Origin of the sequence: Hanstruepera ponticola, from assembly GCF_012931685.1 — a bacterium.
Taxonomy (GTDB): Bacteria; Bacteroidota; Bacteroidia; order Flavobacteriales; family Flavobacteriaceae; genus Hanstruepera; species Hanstruepera ponticola.
The window spans coordinates 1,055,929-1,071,464 of record NZ_JABANC010000001.1 but is presented as its reverse complement, the minus strand read 5'-3'; the positions used below and the strand labels follow the sequence as shown (position 1 = coordinate 1,071,464).

Here is a 15,536-nt window from a genome sequence, read left to right as displayed (position 1 = left end):
GCATTTTTATATCTCTTTGGACGGATCCCAAAACAGGGTTTCAAAATCTTGTATTTGATTATCTATAACCAAAACATCTTCACTTTCCAATAATTGTTGCATGAGGTTGGTACCATCAAAATGGTGCTTGCCAGTCAGCAAACCATGCCTGTTTACAACGCGATGAGCAGGCACATCTTTACCACTAGACCCATTCATAGCATAGCCCACCATTCTGGCACTTTTGGCAGCACCAAGAAATTTTGCAATAGCACCATAACTCGTTACACGACCAGAAGGAATTTGACGAGCTACTTCATATACTTTTTCAAAGAAATTTAATGTTTCGGCTTTCATTAGAGTTCTTTAATAATATTAATCAAAGTAATAATAGCTATGGCCGCAGTAATGATTCCTATTAAAAGATTCATGCTCTTTTGAGAAGTCATTTTAGTGCCTTTTATTTTCTCAAAGAAAAACATATAAATATATAAGGCTACAAAAGCTCCTGAACTAGCGCCAGCTACATAGGCAGTAATTCCGGTATTATCAAAATCTAACCAGCCAAATGAAGCTATGGTAATAGCTATATAAGCTTGAAAAGGAATGGGAAAAACATTGATACTTGACAAAAACACCCCTTGAAAAAAACGACTGGATTTACTTTTTACATCAACACTTTCGTCATTTTTATCTGTCGTTTTTGCAATGAATAAAAAATAAATACTGATAAGAACAAAAATAACAAAAGCAACTCGTTGCAGGACATCAATAACATCAGGGTGCTTATTTAAATATCTAGCAAAAACCGTGGCTATTAATGCTTGAAAAATAATAACAAAACAAGCTCCCAATGAAAAGGTGATACCACGAGCATGCCCATCCTTTAAGCTAATTTTGGCAGCTGTCATATTTAATAAACCTGGTGGCAATGTGGCCAAAAATGTTGCAACAAATCCTGATAAAAATACAACTGTTATATTCAAGAGTCTTTGATTTTAAACCTAATATACGTAATTGGTTTGTTTTGTTCTAAATATTGACTCTCGTAAAAGGTTTGAATACTGGTCACTTCTTCTGGACTACCTTCCTGTTTATATACATTATGGTTGGCGTACAAAACTTCATGACCTTCGCCATGCAATAACCCTAAAGTATAACCATGCATAAACTCACTATCCGTTTTAAGGTTTACTATGCCATCAGGCTTTAATATGGTTTTGTAACGTTTTAAAAACTCTGAATTGGTCATGCGATGTTTTGTGCGCTTGTACTTTATTTGCGGGTCAGGAAACGTAATCCAAATTTCATCTACTTCGTTGGCTGCAAAAGCATAGTCTATCAGTTCAATTTGAGTTCTCAAAAACCCAACATTTTCTATCTTTTCTTCAACAGCTGTTTTTGCTCCTCGCCAAAAACGAGCCCCTTTTATATCAATACCAATAAAATTTTTGTTAGGATATTTTTTGGCCAACGAAACAGAATACTCACCTTTACCACAACCAAGTTCCAATACAATTGGATTTTCATTTTTAAAAAAATCGCTATTCCAGTTACCTTTTAAATCGAATCCAATATTAACTAATTGATCTCTTGTTGGCTGTACCACATTATCAAAAGTCTCGTTTTCCTTAAAGCGTTTGAGTTTATTTTTACTTCCCACTGAATTATTTAATAATTTATAAAAGTTTGGGTAAAATTACGGAAATATGTTGAAGCAGATATATGCTTACCTTTGTTTTTAATGGCTCACAAAAAACGTATTTTAATAGCACCTCTAAATTGGGGATTAGGGCATGCAACAAGATGTATTCCTGTTATTAATGCGCTTATTAATCATGACTTTGATCCCATTATAGCCAGCGATGGAGCAGCCTTAGAATTATTAAAAAAAGAATATCCTAATTTAACATGCTTAACTCTACCGTCTTACAATATCACTTATTCCAAAATAGGCAAGCTATTTAAATACAAACTATTAAAAGACTCGCCTAGAATTCTGAAAAACATACAGGCTGAAAAAAAAGCTACTTCACAAATTGTTGAGAACTATAACATTTCAGGAATTATATCTGACAATAGATTTGGTGTTTATTCTAAAAAAGTATCATCAGTATTTATTACCCATCAATTACAAGTGTTGAGTGGTAGCACCACATGGTTGAGCACTAAAATGCATGAAAAAATTATTCGGAAATTTAATGAATGTTGGGTTCCTGATTATAGAGAAGAACCCAACTTAAGTGGTAAATTAGGTCATGTTGACGCATCAGACATGAAGTTAAGATACATAGGGCCTGTAAGTCGTTTTAAAAAAGCTGCTTTACCAATTACATATGATATTATGGTTTTGTTATCCGGTCCAGAACCACAACGCAGCATTTTAGAGCAAAAACTCACAATTGAATTACAACAATATTCAGGAGCAATATTATTTGTAAAAGGGCTAGTTGAAAGAGAGATTAAAAAAGAGAGTCAAGGCAATATTACCTTCTACAACTACATGACCAGTAATTTACTTGAAGACTCTTTGAACAGCAGTGAACTGGTAATCTCACGATCTGGTTATACCACTATTATGGATTTTGCAAAATTAGGGAAGAAAGCCTTTTTTATTCCTACACCTGGACAATTTGAACAAGAATATTTAGCAGACCTCTTAAGTAAAAACAAACTTGTACCTAGTTGTAATCAAGACGAGTTTTCAATTCAAAAGCTTGATGATATAACTGAATTTAATGGCCTTAAAACTTTTGATTATGAAATAAATTACAAGGAATTATTCAGCCTTTTCCAAACTGAATGAAAATTCACTGCCTACGTCAACTTCACTTTCAATATAAATACGTTCGTTGTGTGCTTCAATAATGTGCTTTACAATTGAAAGCCCAAGACCAGAGCCTCCTTCTTTTCTTGACCCACTTTTATCAACACGATAAAAGCGTTCAAAAATTCTTTTTAAGTGTTCATTGGCTATACCTTCACCATTATCAGTCACTCTTACTATAACTTTGTTTTTGATGAGATTTTCAATACTCACTTCTGTGGTACCTTTTTCTCGGCCATATTTAATGGAATTAACTATTAGATTGGTCAATACTTGCTGCATACGTTCTTTATCAGCAAATACCATAATAGGTTTGGAATAATCCATGTCAAAGGTTAAGGAAATCTTCTTTTTGGCAGCTTTCATTTCCAGTAAATCAAAAACACTTTGAATAAGCTCAACAATGTCAAATGATTCTTTATTCAAACTTAAATCACCAACTTCCAACTTGGTAATCATATCCAAGTCCTTTACAATATAAATGAGTCGTTCAACACCTTTATTGGCTCTATTTAAATATTTAGTTCGAATTTTTTTGTCTTCAATAGCGCCATCTATTAAAGTAAGTAAGTAACCTTGCACAGTAAATAATGGTGTTTTTAATTCGTGCGATACATTTCCTAAAAATTCCTTTCGGTACTCTTCTCTAACCTTTAAAGTTTCTATCTCTAGCTTTTTATCTTTAGCATACTTATCAATTTCTCTTGTAAGCGTTGCCATATCAGTCGTGATGGGTTGATTTCTTAATGTTGTAGCTTCAAGAAGTGTTAAATCGTCATATATTTTTTTTACTCTTCTATAGATAAAGCGTTCAACTCGATACTGAATTGTAATAAATGAAAGTAACCAAAACACGAGTAACAGTGGTATAACTATCCAACTTAAGGTATTGGTGAAATATAAAAAAACACTCAATAGGAGTGTTAAGATTATAGATAAATAGAGCGATGTCTTAATCGCAAACTTATACGTTTTTTTGATTTTTTGCATTAGTCAACAAACTTATAACCAACGCCTTTCACAGTTTTAAACGATTTGTCTCCTATCTTTTCCCTGAGCTTCCTAATATGAACATCAATGGTCCGACCACCAACAACAACTTCATTACCCCAAACCTTATCTAGAATATCTTCTCGTTTAAATACTTTGCCTGGTTTTGATGCCAATAAAGATAATAATTCAAATTCTTTTCTTGGCAAAATAATCTCTTCACCCTTTAAAGTGATTTTATATTCATCACGATTAATAACTAAAGGGCCCAATTTCAGGATAGAATCAGAAGCTTCTTCATCTTTTAGTCTTCTTAATAATGCTTTCACTTTACTGACTAAAACTTTAGGCTTAATAGGTTTGGTTATATAGTCATCAGCACCTGCATCAAAACCAGCAACTTGAGAATAGTCTTCTCCTCGCGCTGTCAAGAATGTAATGATAGTATCACTTAACTCTGGTACCTTTCTTATTTGCTCGCAAGCTTCTATGCCATCCATTTCTGGCATCATAACATCCATTACAATAAGTTGAGGCTTTTCTTTTTTGGCTTTTTTAACAGCTTCTATTCCGTTTGAAGCCGTAATTATTTGATAACCTTCAGCAGATAAATTGTAACCAACTATTTCTAAAATATCTGGTTCATCATCTACCAATAATATTGTAATGTCTTTTTTCTTCATATTGTATTAATCTGAACAGTAAAGATAAAATTAATAACAAAGATTAAAACTATAAAATAACACAAATAACGTTTAAGTAACTTTAAGATTACAATTTTGTAAATTTAAACGTATGAAATTCTATTTTAACATTTAATTTGGCATACAAATTGAATATAATTCCTAACTTGTAAGTATTAACCTTATCTATATGGGTAAAAAAATTACTTTTTTTATATTATTTGTTGTCAGTGCTTTTCTGCATACTAGTAATGCGCAATCCACTTTTGATAAAAACAATCAGACCATTTCATCTATTGAAGATTTATCAATATACCCAAACCCTACAAGCAACGGCAAATTATTCATTGTTTCAAAAAATGACTTCACAAAACAAGTTGCTATTTTCAATGTATTAGGAAAAGAAATATTATCTATTACACTTTATGGTAAAGAACTTAATATTTCCAAATTAAAACCTGGTGTTTATGTCATTAAAGTAACTGAAAATGGTTTTAGTGCAACGCGTAAACTAATTGTTAAGTAGTGTTATCATATTGTAAAAAAGCATATTGAGGTTTTTTTAATTAGAAAAAACCCTAAATTCTACATATATTTGTTTACCTAATTTTATATTTTTTAATTATGAAAAAACTTTACTTTTTACTTTTTACTTTAATCTCATTCGCAGCGTTTAGTCAAACTACTGTATTTATCAATGAACTACATTATGATAATGCTGGTGGTGATGTTGACGAAGCTGTTGAAATAGCAGGTCCAGCAGGAACCGATTTAACTGGATGGACTATTGAAGCTTATAACGGTAGTAATGGAGCACTTTATGATACCTTTAATTTAAGTGGTACTATTGCTGACCAACAAGCCGGTTATGGCACCTTGAATTTCTTAACTGCTAGTTTACAGAATGGTTCTCCAGATGCAATCGCTCTTGTTGATGATGGCGGAACAGTTATTCAATTTTTAAGCTATGAAGGTGAACTTACTGCAACCGATGGAACTGCAAATGGTATGACTTCTACTGATATTGGTGTTGCTGAAACAAGTTCAACTCCAATAGGTCACTCGCTTCAATTAACTGGCACAGGTGATACCTATGAAGAGTTTACTTGGGCACCAGCTCAAGCCAACACATATGGAGCTGTTAACACTGGTCAAACTTTTACGGCAGCCAATACACCAAGTATTTCAATTACGTCTCCAACAGATGGTGCATTCTTTCCTCCGGGAACAACAATGGTAACATTATCAATTAACGTTCAAAATTTTGTTGTTGATGAGTTACCTGGAAATGGTGGTACTGGTGACGGTCATATTCACTGGACTATAGATAGTGGTTCTGGTGATGTGGCACAACCAATGAAGTATGATACAGATGATGAAATAATAGCTGTAACAAATGGTGGTTCTTATTTTATTACCATGAATTTGGTTGACAATAGTCATCAACCTATTGGTGTATCAACCACTGTTATTTTTGATGTATTAGCGCCAACTCCTGTAGCTAATATTGCTGCTTTAAGAACAGAAATTGAAACTAATGGAACAGGTGGTTATTACGAATTACAAAATACACCAACAGTAACATTTGTAAGAGATGCCAGCAATAGAAATCAAAAATACATTCAAGATGATAGTGCAGCCATATTAATTGATGATAGTGCTGGTACAATCACTAACTCATTTTCTATTGGTGATGGCATGAGTGGTCTTGTAGGGCAATCTTCTTCTTTTGGAGGAGTACTTCAATTTGTACCTACTGTTAACCCAGCGGTTGTTGCTGGATCAACAATTACACCACAAGTTGTCACTATTGCTACGTTGTTGAATGATTGGGAGCCATATGAATCACAAATCGTTCAAATTAACGATGCTTTTTTTACAGATGCAGGAAGCACATTTGTTGAAGATCAAGATTATTTGATTAATGATACGTCTTCTTTGCAAGGTGGCTCTTCAATGACATTCAGAACAGCTTTTGACGCTACTGAAGTGGATTATATTGGCGAAACCATACCTGCAGGAAATAACAATATGATTGTTATTGTTTCTGAATTTGGCGCTACTCCTCAAGTAACAGCACGTTCTTTAAACGAGCTTACTTTAACAGTTGATAATTTTGAAACCAGTGAATTTAATGTTTACCCTAATCCTGTTACTAGTGGTTATGTTAACATTACATCTTCAAATAGCAATGATATGTCTGTAGCTATTTATGATGTTTTAGGTAAACGTGTTGTAAATACAAATGTCATTAACAATCGAGTTAATGTTTCTAGTTTAAATACAGGTATTTATATTTTACAGATATCTCAAAACGGAAAATCAATTACTAAAAAATTAGTGGTTAAATAAACGAACTGCTTTTATAATATATAAGCGCTGCCAAATAGGCAGCGCTTTTTATTTTTGCATATTTTTACAGTATGATAGACAGTAAAGCTATTTTCAACATTAAATCTGATGCTAGTTTTGAAGAATTAGCTTTAACTATTTTTCGGTTTCAATTTGAAAATAATACTGTTTATCGTTCATTTTGTGATTTACTTTACAAGCATCCAAGTGAAGTACAATCAATACATGATATTCCTTTTTTACCTATTGAGTTCTTCAAATCAAAACCTGTATTAAGTTCTCAAAGCCCAGTCATTAAAACATTTACAAGTTCTGGAACAACGGGTTCAATGGCCAGTAAACATTTTATAACCGATTTAAATTTGTATGAAAATAGTTTTTTAAATGGGTTCTATCACTTTTATGGAAGTATTGAAGACTATACCATTTTAGCATTGCTTCCATCCTATTTGGAACGTGATGGATCTTCATTAGTTTATATGGTAGATAAGCTTATAAAAAAATCCATGAATGCCGATAGTGGTTTTTATTTAAACAATCTTGACGAATTAATATCAAAGCTAGAGAAGCTTGATGAAAGTTCAAAGAAAGTTATGTTGATAGGTGTCTCCTTTGCTCTTCTAGACTTGGTTGAAAAACATCAGTTTAAATTAAAAAACACGATTGTTATGGAAACTGGTGGTATGAAGGGTAGGCGCAAAGAAATCATTAGAGATGAGCTGCACGCTATTCTAAAAAATGGCTTTGGAGTTAATACCATTCATAGTGAATACGGTATGACAGAATTATTAAGCCAAGCATATTCTCCTGGAAATGGAACTTTTAAATGTCCAAATTGGATGAAAGTTTTAACACGAGACCCAGAAGACGCTTTATCAATTCAAAAAAACAACAAAACGGGAGGAATCAATATAATTGATTTAGCCAATATTAATTCTTGTTCGTTTATCGCGACCCAAGATCTTGGTCGCGTTCATACTGATGGCTCTTTTGAAATTATTGGAAGATTTGACAATTCTGATATTAGAGGATGTAATCTAATGGCTTTGTAAGTTAAAAGCCTAATTAACGACAAAAGTCTTGCTAGAAAAAGAAAACTTATTTTTTTAGCTGGTTGGTTAATAGAAAACGCCTGATAATTCAGGCGTTTTCTTATTCAACAACTTTTATAATATAGGTGTTTTTCTTTCCTTTATTGATAATAACATAGGTGTCATTTATCAAATCAGTCTTGCTAATGATATAGCTTTCGTTTACTTTTTCTTTGTTGATTGAAACCGAATTCTCTTTTAGAGCTCTTCGTGCTTCACCGTTTGAAGCTAGAAAATTTGTTTTAGCTGAAAGTGCTCCAATCATATCTAAACCTTCATCAAAATCTGAACGTGAAATTTCAGCTTGAGGAACACCTTCAAAAACATCCAAAAAGGTTTTTTCGTTCAAGGTTCTAATATCTTCATTAAAGGATTTGCTAAATAATATATTTGATGCTTTTTCGGCATTATCATATTCTTCTTTAGAGTGAACGAAAGTAGTTATCTCTTCTGCTAATCTTTTTTGAAGTAAACGCAAATGAGGTTGCTCTTGATGTTCTGAAATTAGACTGTTAATCGTTGCTTTATCTAAAAATGTAAAAATCTTGATGTACTTTTCTGCATCCTCGTCAGACGTATTTAACCAGAATTGGTAAAATTTGTATACTGAAGTTTTATCAGCATCTAACCAAATATTACCACCTTCACTTTTACCAAATTTAGAACCGTCGGCCTTGGTGATTAAAGGACAGGTCATTGCGTAAGCTTTAGCCTCTTCACCAACATTCATACGCCTTACCAATTCAGTCCCTGTTGTAATATTTCCCCATTGATCACTTCCTCCCATTTGCAACATACAATTATGTGTTTTATGTAAATGGTAAAAATCGTACCCTTGAATAAGCTGATATGTGAACTCTGTAAATGACATACCAACACTGCCATCTTCCCCAGACAAACGCTTCTTTACAGAATCCTTTGCCATCATATAATTTACAGTAATTCGCTTTCCTACATCACGAGCAAAATCTATAAACGTGAAATCTTTCATCCAATCATAGTTATTCACTAAAACTGGCGCGTTCTTCGCTTCTGAATCAAAATTCAAGAATCTAGATAACACATTTTTTATTCCGGCAACATTATGATTTAATGTGCTTTCGTCCAGTAAATTACGTTCATCGCTTTTCCCTGAAGGATCACCAATCATACCTGTTGCACCTCCAACCAAAGCAATTGGTTTATGTCCTGCTTTCTCTAAATGCACTAATAAAATAATAGGTACCAAACTACCAATGTGCAACGAATCAGAGGTTGGATCAAACCCAATATATGCCGTTGTCATTTCTTTATTGAGTTGCTCTTCAGTTCCTGGCATAATATCATGTACCATACCTCTCCAACGTAGTTCTTCTACAAATGCATTTGTCATAATCCAAAAATGAAATTAAATCTTGGCAAAGATAAAAATCAATGCATAATTACTGTGTCTTTATTAATAATTCTTTATTTTGGTTGTATGATATTGGTTACTGGAGGAACAGGTCTTGTTGGCTCTCATTTACTTTACCACTTGGTTAGTAAAAATGAGACGGTCAGGGCTATTTACAGAAGGTCTAAAAAACTAGAAATTGTCAAGAATGTCTTTTCTTATTATACTGACAATCCCATAGAGCTATACAATAAAATTGATTGGGTTGAAAGTGACTTATTGGATATTCCCAAGTTATCCGATGCCTTTATTGGTGTGACATATGTGTATCACTGTGCTGCCTTTGTTTCATTTGAACCTGATAAATACCATTTATTGCGAAGGACTAATATTGAAGGCACTGCAAATATTGTCAATTTATCTATTTCTAATAACGTCAAAAAGTTATGCTATGTAAGTTCTATTGCGGCATTAGGAGAATCATCTAAAAGCAATGTTATAAATGAAGAAACAGCATGGAACGCAGAAGCAGACAACAGTGTTTATGCCATTACTAAGTATGGTGCCGAACTGGAAGTATGGCGTGGAACACAAGAAGGTTTGCCTGCTGTAATTGTGAATCCCGGAATAATTATTGGCGGTGGGATTTGGTCTCATGGAAGTGGTAACATTATAAAAAAGGTTTACAATAAGTTGCCTTTTTACACTAACGGTCGTGTTGGAGCTATTGCAGTTACTGATGTTGTAAACATTATGACCAACCTCTTAAAAAGTGACATTGCTAATGAGAGATTCATACTTGTAGCTGATAATATTTCTTATCAGTATTTTATAAATACTATTGCCGAACATTTAAAGGTTGAGCCTCCAACAAAAGAAGCTAAACCATGGTTACTTGCAATTGCCTGGCGTTTAGATTGGTTAAAACACAAACTAACAGGCAAACGTCGTTTGTTTGTGAAACAAATGGTGGCTTCGTTATTTAATCAAGTAGATTATGATAATACAAAAATCAAACAAACTTTAGATTATAATTTCATGCCAATTGAGAAAAGTATTCAAACTGTAGCGAACCAGTTTTTACAAGAAAAAAACTAGTTATCGTCAAAAGATGGTGGCGATAAAAGACTATCCTTTTTTCGTTTTTTTAGCGCTTCTGCTTTATTTCGTTTTTTTTCTTCTGTGCGACTAGCCTCTTTTTCTTCGTTTTCTATTTGCTCCAATCTTACATATTTGAGCTTTAACTTTTCCAAGCTATCTTTTACACGAACATAAATATTTGAATATTCGTCAATAAAATGCGAGTAGTAGGTATTACTTTCTGAAAATTGTGTACTGTCAATATTATGTTTCTGATACACATAAGCATCAGGTGTAATACCATTGTTCTCTATTATTTTTTTATTAAGTCCTTTAGCCGAGGACAGTATTGATAAATCAATAAGAATGTGAACCATCTTGTCTTCAGAGATCAAGTTTTCTGGCTTTTCGGGCAAATTGTCATTCTTACAACTACAAAAAGTAATTATACTAATAAGTAATATTGTTACTACTCTGTTCATCTATTAAAAGTTAATCTTTTTGCTGATTTTATGTCGCTTACTTTATTGTTATTATAAACGACTTTACCATTAAGTACAGTTTGTGCTATTTTGGATTTGAAAGTTGCGCCTTCAAATGGTGACCAACCACATTTATATAGTATATTATCTGGCTGCACAGTCCATGGATTATTTATATCTACAATAACCATATCTGCAAAATAACCTTCCTTAATAAACCCTCGCTTTTCTACTTGAAATAAAATAGCTGGATTATGACACATTTTTTCAACCAATTTTTCAATTGAAATTTTTCCTTGATGATAGGCCTCAAACATTGCAACTAATGCATGTTGTACCAATGGTCCACCAGAAGGTGCTTTGGTATAAGGGTTATTTTTCTCATCAACAGTATGTGGCGCATGATCTGTGGCAATAACATCAATTCTATCATCCAATAACGCTTTCCATAATTCGTCTCTGTCACTTGCCGTTTTTACAGCAGGATTCCATTTTATTCTAGTGCCTTTTTCTTCATAATCAGCATCTGAAAACCACAAATGGTGTATACATACTTCAGCAGTAATTTTTTTATCCTTCAGCGGTATATCATTTGAAAATAAATGGGTTTCCTTTCCTGTTGACAAATGAAAAACATGTAATCTTGCACCCGTTTTTTTAGCCAATTCAATAGCTTTTGAAGATGACAAATAACAAGCCTCTTCACTTCTAATAATCGGATGAAATTTAATAGGAATATCATCACCATATTTATCTACATAAATTTCGGTATTCTTTCTTATGGTTTCCTCATCTTCACAATGAACAGAAATAATCATATCTGTACTTGAAAAAATCTTTTCTAAAATTTCGGGATTATCAACCAACATATTTCCTGTCGAAGATCCTAAAAACAGTTTTAAACCTGCTACCTCTTGAGTGTTTACTTTTAATATTTCTTCAAGATTATCATTGGTACCTCCAAACATAAACGAATAGTTTGCAAATGATTTTTTAGAGGCTATCTCAAACTTTTCATTCAATTTTTCAATTGTTGTTGTTTGCGGATTTGTATTTGGCATTTCAATATATGATGTAATACCACCTGCAATAGCAGCTCTTGACTCACTTTCAATATCGGCTTTATGTGTTAATCCAGGCTCCCTAAAATGCACTTGATCATCAATGACTCCTGGAATCACATAGTTTCCTAAAGCATCAATAACTTTTGTCTTTTCTAAATTAACATTTATCGAATTTCCAATTTGTTTAATCGTTTCACCCTCAATGTAGATATCACATTCTTTGATAATACCTTCATTAACAATTTTTGCATTTTTTATAAGCAAGTTATCCATACTATTAACCTTTATTAAACAAACTATTTAATTTCATACTTATTACACCAAATATAGCTTCCGAAATGATACTGCCGCTCATTTTAGACTTTCCTCTTACACGATCAGTAAAAATCACAGGAACTTCAACAATTTTAAAATCTTCTAAATAGGTCTTAAATTTCATTTCAATTTGAAAAGCATAGCCAACAAATTTTATAGCGTCCAAATCAATTGTTTCAAGTACTTTTCTTTTATAACATACAAATCCTGCTGTTGTATCGTGAATTTTCATTTGTGTTATAAGCCTTACGTATTTCGATGCAAAATAAGACAAAAGTATTCTGCTCATTGGCCAATTAACCACGTTTATACCTTTTACATAACGTGACCCAACGGACATATCAGCGTTCTCAATGTGACAAGCATTGTAAAGTTTTATCAAATCATTTGGATTGTGAGAAAAATCAGCATCCATTTCAAAAACATAATCATATTTACGCTCTAGACACCATTTAAAACCAGCAATATAAGCTGTACCAAGACCTGTTTTTTCCTCTCTTTGCAAAAGATGTAATCTTTGCGGAAAGTCTTTTTGTAATTCTTTTACTTTTAATGCTGTAAGATCAGGAGAGTTGTCATCAACCACTAAAATATGAAACTGTTTTTCTTGAGAAAAAACGGCTCGGACAATGGCTTCAATATTCTCAATCTCATTGTAAGTTGGGATTATAACAATAGCATCCTGCATTAAAAGCTCTTAATTTTTAACAAATGTAAACTTTTGAGGGATACTTTTTTTTAAATATTCCTTAAAATATTACTGCCTGATAGAATAATTTATAATAATTTTACAATATGCTACGCCCTGTAATATCAAATGATTTATTTACAATTTGTTTTGTTATTGGTTTAATTCTAATAGCAATCACAAAAGTATTATTCGCCAAGCGTTTTAACGATTTTGTTTTTGTTTTAGGTAATTCTAAATACCTTAAAATTTATTCAAAGGATCAGAAGTTTTTTGATTTTTTTGATGCGATGCTTTTTGGAAATTTTGTATTCTCAATTACTATTTTTGGTATTCTCTCTTTTACTGAACTCTATAGTTCAGTTGAAATATCTTTGATATTAATGCTTAAATTATTTTTAGCCGTTGCCATTTTTATAATCATGAAAATATTGGTTGAACGGTTAATTGGTAGTGTTTTTGATATTGATTTCCTGATTGATAATTACCTGTTTCAAAAAATTAGCTATAAAAATTTCGTTGGTATTTTACTATTGCCTCTAAACGCATTGCTTATTTACAGTTTCCAAGGTAGCCCAATAATTATCTATTGCATAGTGGCCATAATTTTACTTGTTTTTTTTATTGGTTTATTGACTACATTAAAGGTTTATCAAAATCTAATTAAACAAAATTTATTCTATTTTATTTTGTATCTTTGCGCACTTGAAATCGCACCTTACGTCATTATATTCAGTATTATAATTGATTTTTAAGGTTAGAAAAATGACATTTATTTATGAAAGTGAAAACAATTTTAGTATCTCAACCAGAACCTAAAATAGAAAATTCGCCTTATTTTGATCTTCAGGAAAAGCAAAAAGTAAAAATCGACTTTAGGCCGTTTATACATGTTGAAGGAGTAGATGTAAAAGAAATTAGACAACAAAAAGTTGATTTAAATAAATACACTGCCATTATTCTAACTAGCAGAAATGCCGTTGATCACTTTTTTAGAGTAGCAGAAGAGATGCGTTTCAAGGTACCCGATACCATGAAGTACTTCTGTCAGTCTGAAGCAGTAGCCTACTATCTACAAAAGTATGTTGTTTACAGAAAGCGTAAAATTTATGTTGGTAAACGTAATTTCGCCGACTTATCACCGCTAATAAAAAAATATAAAGGCGAAACATTCTTACTGCCTACAACTGATAAATTAAAACCTGAAGTTCCAGAAACTTTGAATGCCTTAAATGTAAATTGGAAAGAGGCTGTGTTTTATAAAACAGTCATTAGTGATTTGTCTGATTTAGCAAATGTGTATTATGACATATTAGTCTTTTTTAGTCCATCAGGAATTGAATCGTTATTCCATAACTTTCCTGATTTTAAGCAAAATGAAACGCGTATTGCTGTTTTTGGAAACACAACTATCAAAGCAGTTGAAGCACATGGATTACGCGTAGATATAGCTGCGCCAACGCCTGAAACACCATCTATGACTATGGCTTTGGAAAAATACATTAAGGAAAATAATAAGAAAAAATAAAGCCATCCACATATTACAAAAAAAGCACAACTTCAAGTTGTGCTTTTTTTGTGTTTATAATAAAAATTGCTCTAATTAATTATTAGTTTTTTAGTTTCAACATTAGAATCAGAAATCAATCGTACAAGATATACACCTGATTTTAATGACCCGATATTAATAACATTATCTCCTAAATTTAAGTCTCTAGTGAAAACTCTTTTTCCGGTGATATTATAAATTTCAACAGAAGCAGACTGTGTTTTAGAGGCAATATTAATTCTATCAGTTGCAGGATTCGGATATAGATCAAAAACTAAAGCTTTGACAGATTTAACACTTAACGTAGCGCATTCAGCCTCATTTTCAACAAATGTACTTCCTGCGTCAACGGACCATGTATTTAAATTCGGTTCTGTAGTATCATCAACAAAAATACATGTTAAATTACCATTGAAATCAGCATTAAAACTTGTTACGTTTGCGTTATTTCCATTACGCATATCTAGACTTGTCAAGGCACAGTTTCTTACATTAACAGAAACAATACTCGTATTAGCTGACAAATCTAAACTTGTTAAACTCCCATTTCTCGCTGTAAAATCAGTAAGAGCTGTATTGGTTGAAACATCAAGAGTAGTCATGGCTGTTCCAAATACATTAAGTACTTGTAGATCTGTCAAATTTGTAATTGTTAAACCCGGTAAGCTATTACACTCTTCAAAGTTAACAGATGTTAGCAACGTATTTGATGTTAAATCAACCGCTACATTGATCGGGTTGTAAGACATATTAAGGCCATCAATATTAGTAAAAGCCTCAATACCTGTAATGTCTGAAATATTTTGACCAGCAAAGGCTAACGATCCTGTTGCTCCTACAGCATCAGCAGTTAGTATTTGGCCATCTAATGTACCTTCGGAATCATAGCCAAAAGTAATCAGGGCTTGCTCAAAATTGCTATCAGGAATAGCAGTATATTGTGCAAAGGTTAAAGTTTGAAATGCAATAAGTATTGCAAGTAAATAAGTAGTTTTTTTCATGGGTTATATAATTATATATTCAACCTATAAAATTACCACTTTTGCAGTACACAAACAAGCTAA

General features: G+C 32.4%; 17 protein-coding genes. 7 read left to right on the top strand and 10 right to left on the bottom strand.

The window, feature by feature from the left end; translation table 11 throughout:
- Positions 1-6: 6 nt before the first annotated feature.
- From HGK31_RS04755 to trmB, 3 genes are read right to left on the bottom strand one after another with little or no spacing between them, the layout of a single operon-like run.
- On the bottom strand, positions 7-336 hold the full coding sequence (locus tag HGK31_RS04755) for an MGMT family protein (protein ID WP_191858695.1): 330 nt from the start codon (positions 334-336) through the stop codon (positions 7-9).
- The gene (locus HGK31_RS04750) at positions 336-965 is read right to left on the bottom strand and encodes a LysE family transporter (RefSeq protein WP_191858694.1); all 630 of its coding nucleotides are present in this window, start codon (positions 963-965) and stop codon (positions 336-338) included. Before HGK31_RS04750 ends, HGK31_RS04755 begins: the two co-directional genes overlap by 1 nt.
- Entirely contained in the window at positions 962-1,642 is a 681-nt protein-coding gene (gene trmB, locus HGK31_RS04745; protein WP_191858693.1) for a tRNA (guanosine(46)-N7)-methyltransferase TrmB, read from the bottom strand. The genes HGK31_RS04750 and trmB overlap by 4 nt, the downstream gene beginning before the upstream one ends.
- 81 nt (positions 1,643-1,723) lie before the next feature.
- On the opposite strand from trmB, the gene HGK31_RS04740 reads away from it, so the two are divergent.
- Complete coding sequence (locus HGK31_RS04740; protein ID WP_191858692.1) at positions 1,724-2,785, top strand: glycosyltransferase; 1,062 nt, start codon at positions 1,724-1,726, stop codon at positions 2,783-2,785.
- Here HGK31_RS04740 and HGK31_RS04735 read toward each other — a convergent pair.
- Both HGK31_RS04735 and HGK31_RS04730 read right to left on the bottom strand, forming a co-directional pair.
- A complete protein-coding gene (locus HGK31_RS04735) occupies positions 2,759-3,796 on the bottom strand; it encodes a sensor histidine kinase (protein WP_104735397.1) in 1,038 nt (345 codons plus the stop codon). The two genes, HGK31_RS04740 and HGK31_RS04735, sit on opposite strands and share 27 nt — an antisense overlap.
- Positions 3,796-4,479, bottom strand: coding sequence for a response regulator transcription factor (locus tag HGK31_RS04730; RefSeq protein WP_104735396.1), 684 nt, complete (start codon positions 4,477-4,479; stop codon positions 3,796-3,798). Before HGK31_RS04730 ends, HGK31_RS04735 begins: the two co-directional genes overlap by 1 nt.
- Before the next feature lie 190 nt (positions 4,480-4,669).
- On the opposite strand from HGK31_RS04730, the gene HGK31_RS04725 reads away from it, so the two are divergent.
- The 3 genes from HGK31_RS04725 (at position 4,670) to HGK31_RS04715 (ending at position 7,883) form a co-directional block, all read left to right on the top strand.
- Positions 4,670-5,005 carry a T9SS type A sorting domain-containing protein gene (locus HGK31_RS04725; protein ID WP_191858691.1) on the top strand — a complete coding sequence of 112 codons (336 nt, stop codon included), beginning with the start codon at positions 4,670-4,672 and terminating at the stop codon, positions 5,003-5,005.
- A 98-nt stretch (positions 5,006-5,103) separates the two neighbouring features.
- Complete coding sequence (locus HGK31_RS04720) at positions 5,104-6,831, top strand: T9SS type A sorting domain-containing protein (protein WP_104735394.1); 1,728 nt, start codon at positions 5,104-5,106, stop codon at positions 6,829-6,831.
- 71 nt (positions 6,832-6,902) lie between these two features.
- Entirely contained in the window at positions 6,903-7,883 is a 981-nt protein-coding gene (locus HGK31_RS04715) for a LuxE/PaaK family acyltransferase (protein ID WP_191858690.1), read from the top strand.
- A gap of 100 nt (positions 7,884-7,983) precedes the next feature.
- Here HGK31_RS04715 and tyrS read toward each other — a convergent pair whose 3' ends face one another.
- A complete protein-coding gene (gene tyrS / locus HGK31_RS04710; RefSeq protein ID WP_191858689.1) occupies positions 7,984-9,294 on the bottom strand; it encodes a tyrosine--tRNA ligase in 1,311 nt (436 codons plus the stop codon).
- 9 nt (positions 9,295-9,303) lie between these two features.
- On the opposite strand from tyrS, the gene HGK31_RS04705 reads away from it, so the two are divergent.
- Positions 9,304-10,392, top strand: a complete 1,089-nt coding sequence (locus HGK31_RS04705; protein ID WP_317169718.1) for an NAD-dependent epimerase/dehydratase family protein — start codon at positions 9,304-9,306, stop codon at positions 10,390-10,392.
- Here the strand turns inward: HGK31_RS04705 and HGK31_RS04700 are convergent.
- Genes HGK31_RS04700 through HGK31_RS04690 form a run of 3 tightly spaced genes read right to left on the bottom strand, consistent with a single transcriptional unit; the run spans position 10,389 to position 12,923 of the window.
- Entirely contained in the window at positions 10,389-10,856 is a 468-nt protein-coding gene (locus tag HGK31_RS04700) for a DUF4296 domain-containing protein (protein WP_191858688.1), read from the bottom strand. The two genes, HGK31_RS04705 and HGK31_RS04700, sit on opposite strands and share 4 nt — an antisense overlap.
- Complete coding sequence (locus HGK31_RS04695) at positions 10,853-12,193, bottom strand: dihydroorotase (protein WP_191858687.1); 1,341 nt, start codon at positions 12,191-12,193, stop codon at positions 10,853-10,855. Before HGK31_RS04695 ends, HGK31_RS04700 begins: the two co-directional genes overlap by 4 nt.
- Positions 12,194-12,197: 4 nt before the next feature.
- Positions 12,198-12,923 carry a polyprenol monophosphomannose synthase gene (locus tag HGK31_RS04690; RefSeq protein ID WP_191858686.1) on the bottom strand — a complete coding sequence of 242 codons (726 nt, stop codon included), beginning with the start codon at positions 12,921-12,923 and terminating at the stop codon, positions 12,198-12,200.
- A gap of 107 nt (positions 12,924-13,030) precedes the next feature.
- On the opposite strand from HGK31_RS04690, the gene HGK31_RS04685 reads away from it, so the two are divergent.
- The gene (locus tag HGK31_RS04685) at positions 13,031-13,678 is read left to right on the top strand and encodes a DUF4271 domain-containing protein (RefSeq protein WP_104735388.1); all 648 of its coding nucleotides are present in this window, start codon (positions 13,031-13,033) and stop codon (positions 13,676-13,678) included.
- Positions 13,679-13,701: 23 nt separating this feature from the next.
- Positions 13,702-14,451: a uroporphyrinogen-III synthase gene (locus HGK31_RS04680; protein WP_104735387.1), complete on the top strand. Its 750-nt coding sequence runs from the start codon at positions 13,702-13,704 to the stop codon at positions 14,449-14,451.
- Between the two features lie 71 nt (positions 14,452-14,522).
- Here the strand turns inward: HGK31_RS04680 and HGK31_RS04675 are convergent, their stop codons facing one another.
- On the bottom strand, positions 14,523-15,473 hold the full coding sequence (locus HGK31_RS04675; RefSeq protein ID WP_191858685.1) for a T9SS type A sorting domain-containing protein: 951 nt from the start codon (positions 15,471-15,473) through the stop codon (positions 14,523-14,525).
- Positions 15,474-15,536: the final 63 nt, after the last annotated feature.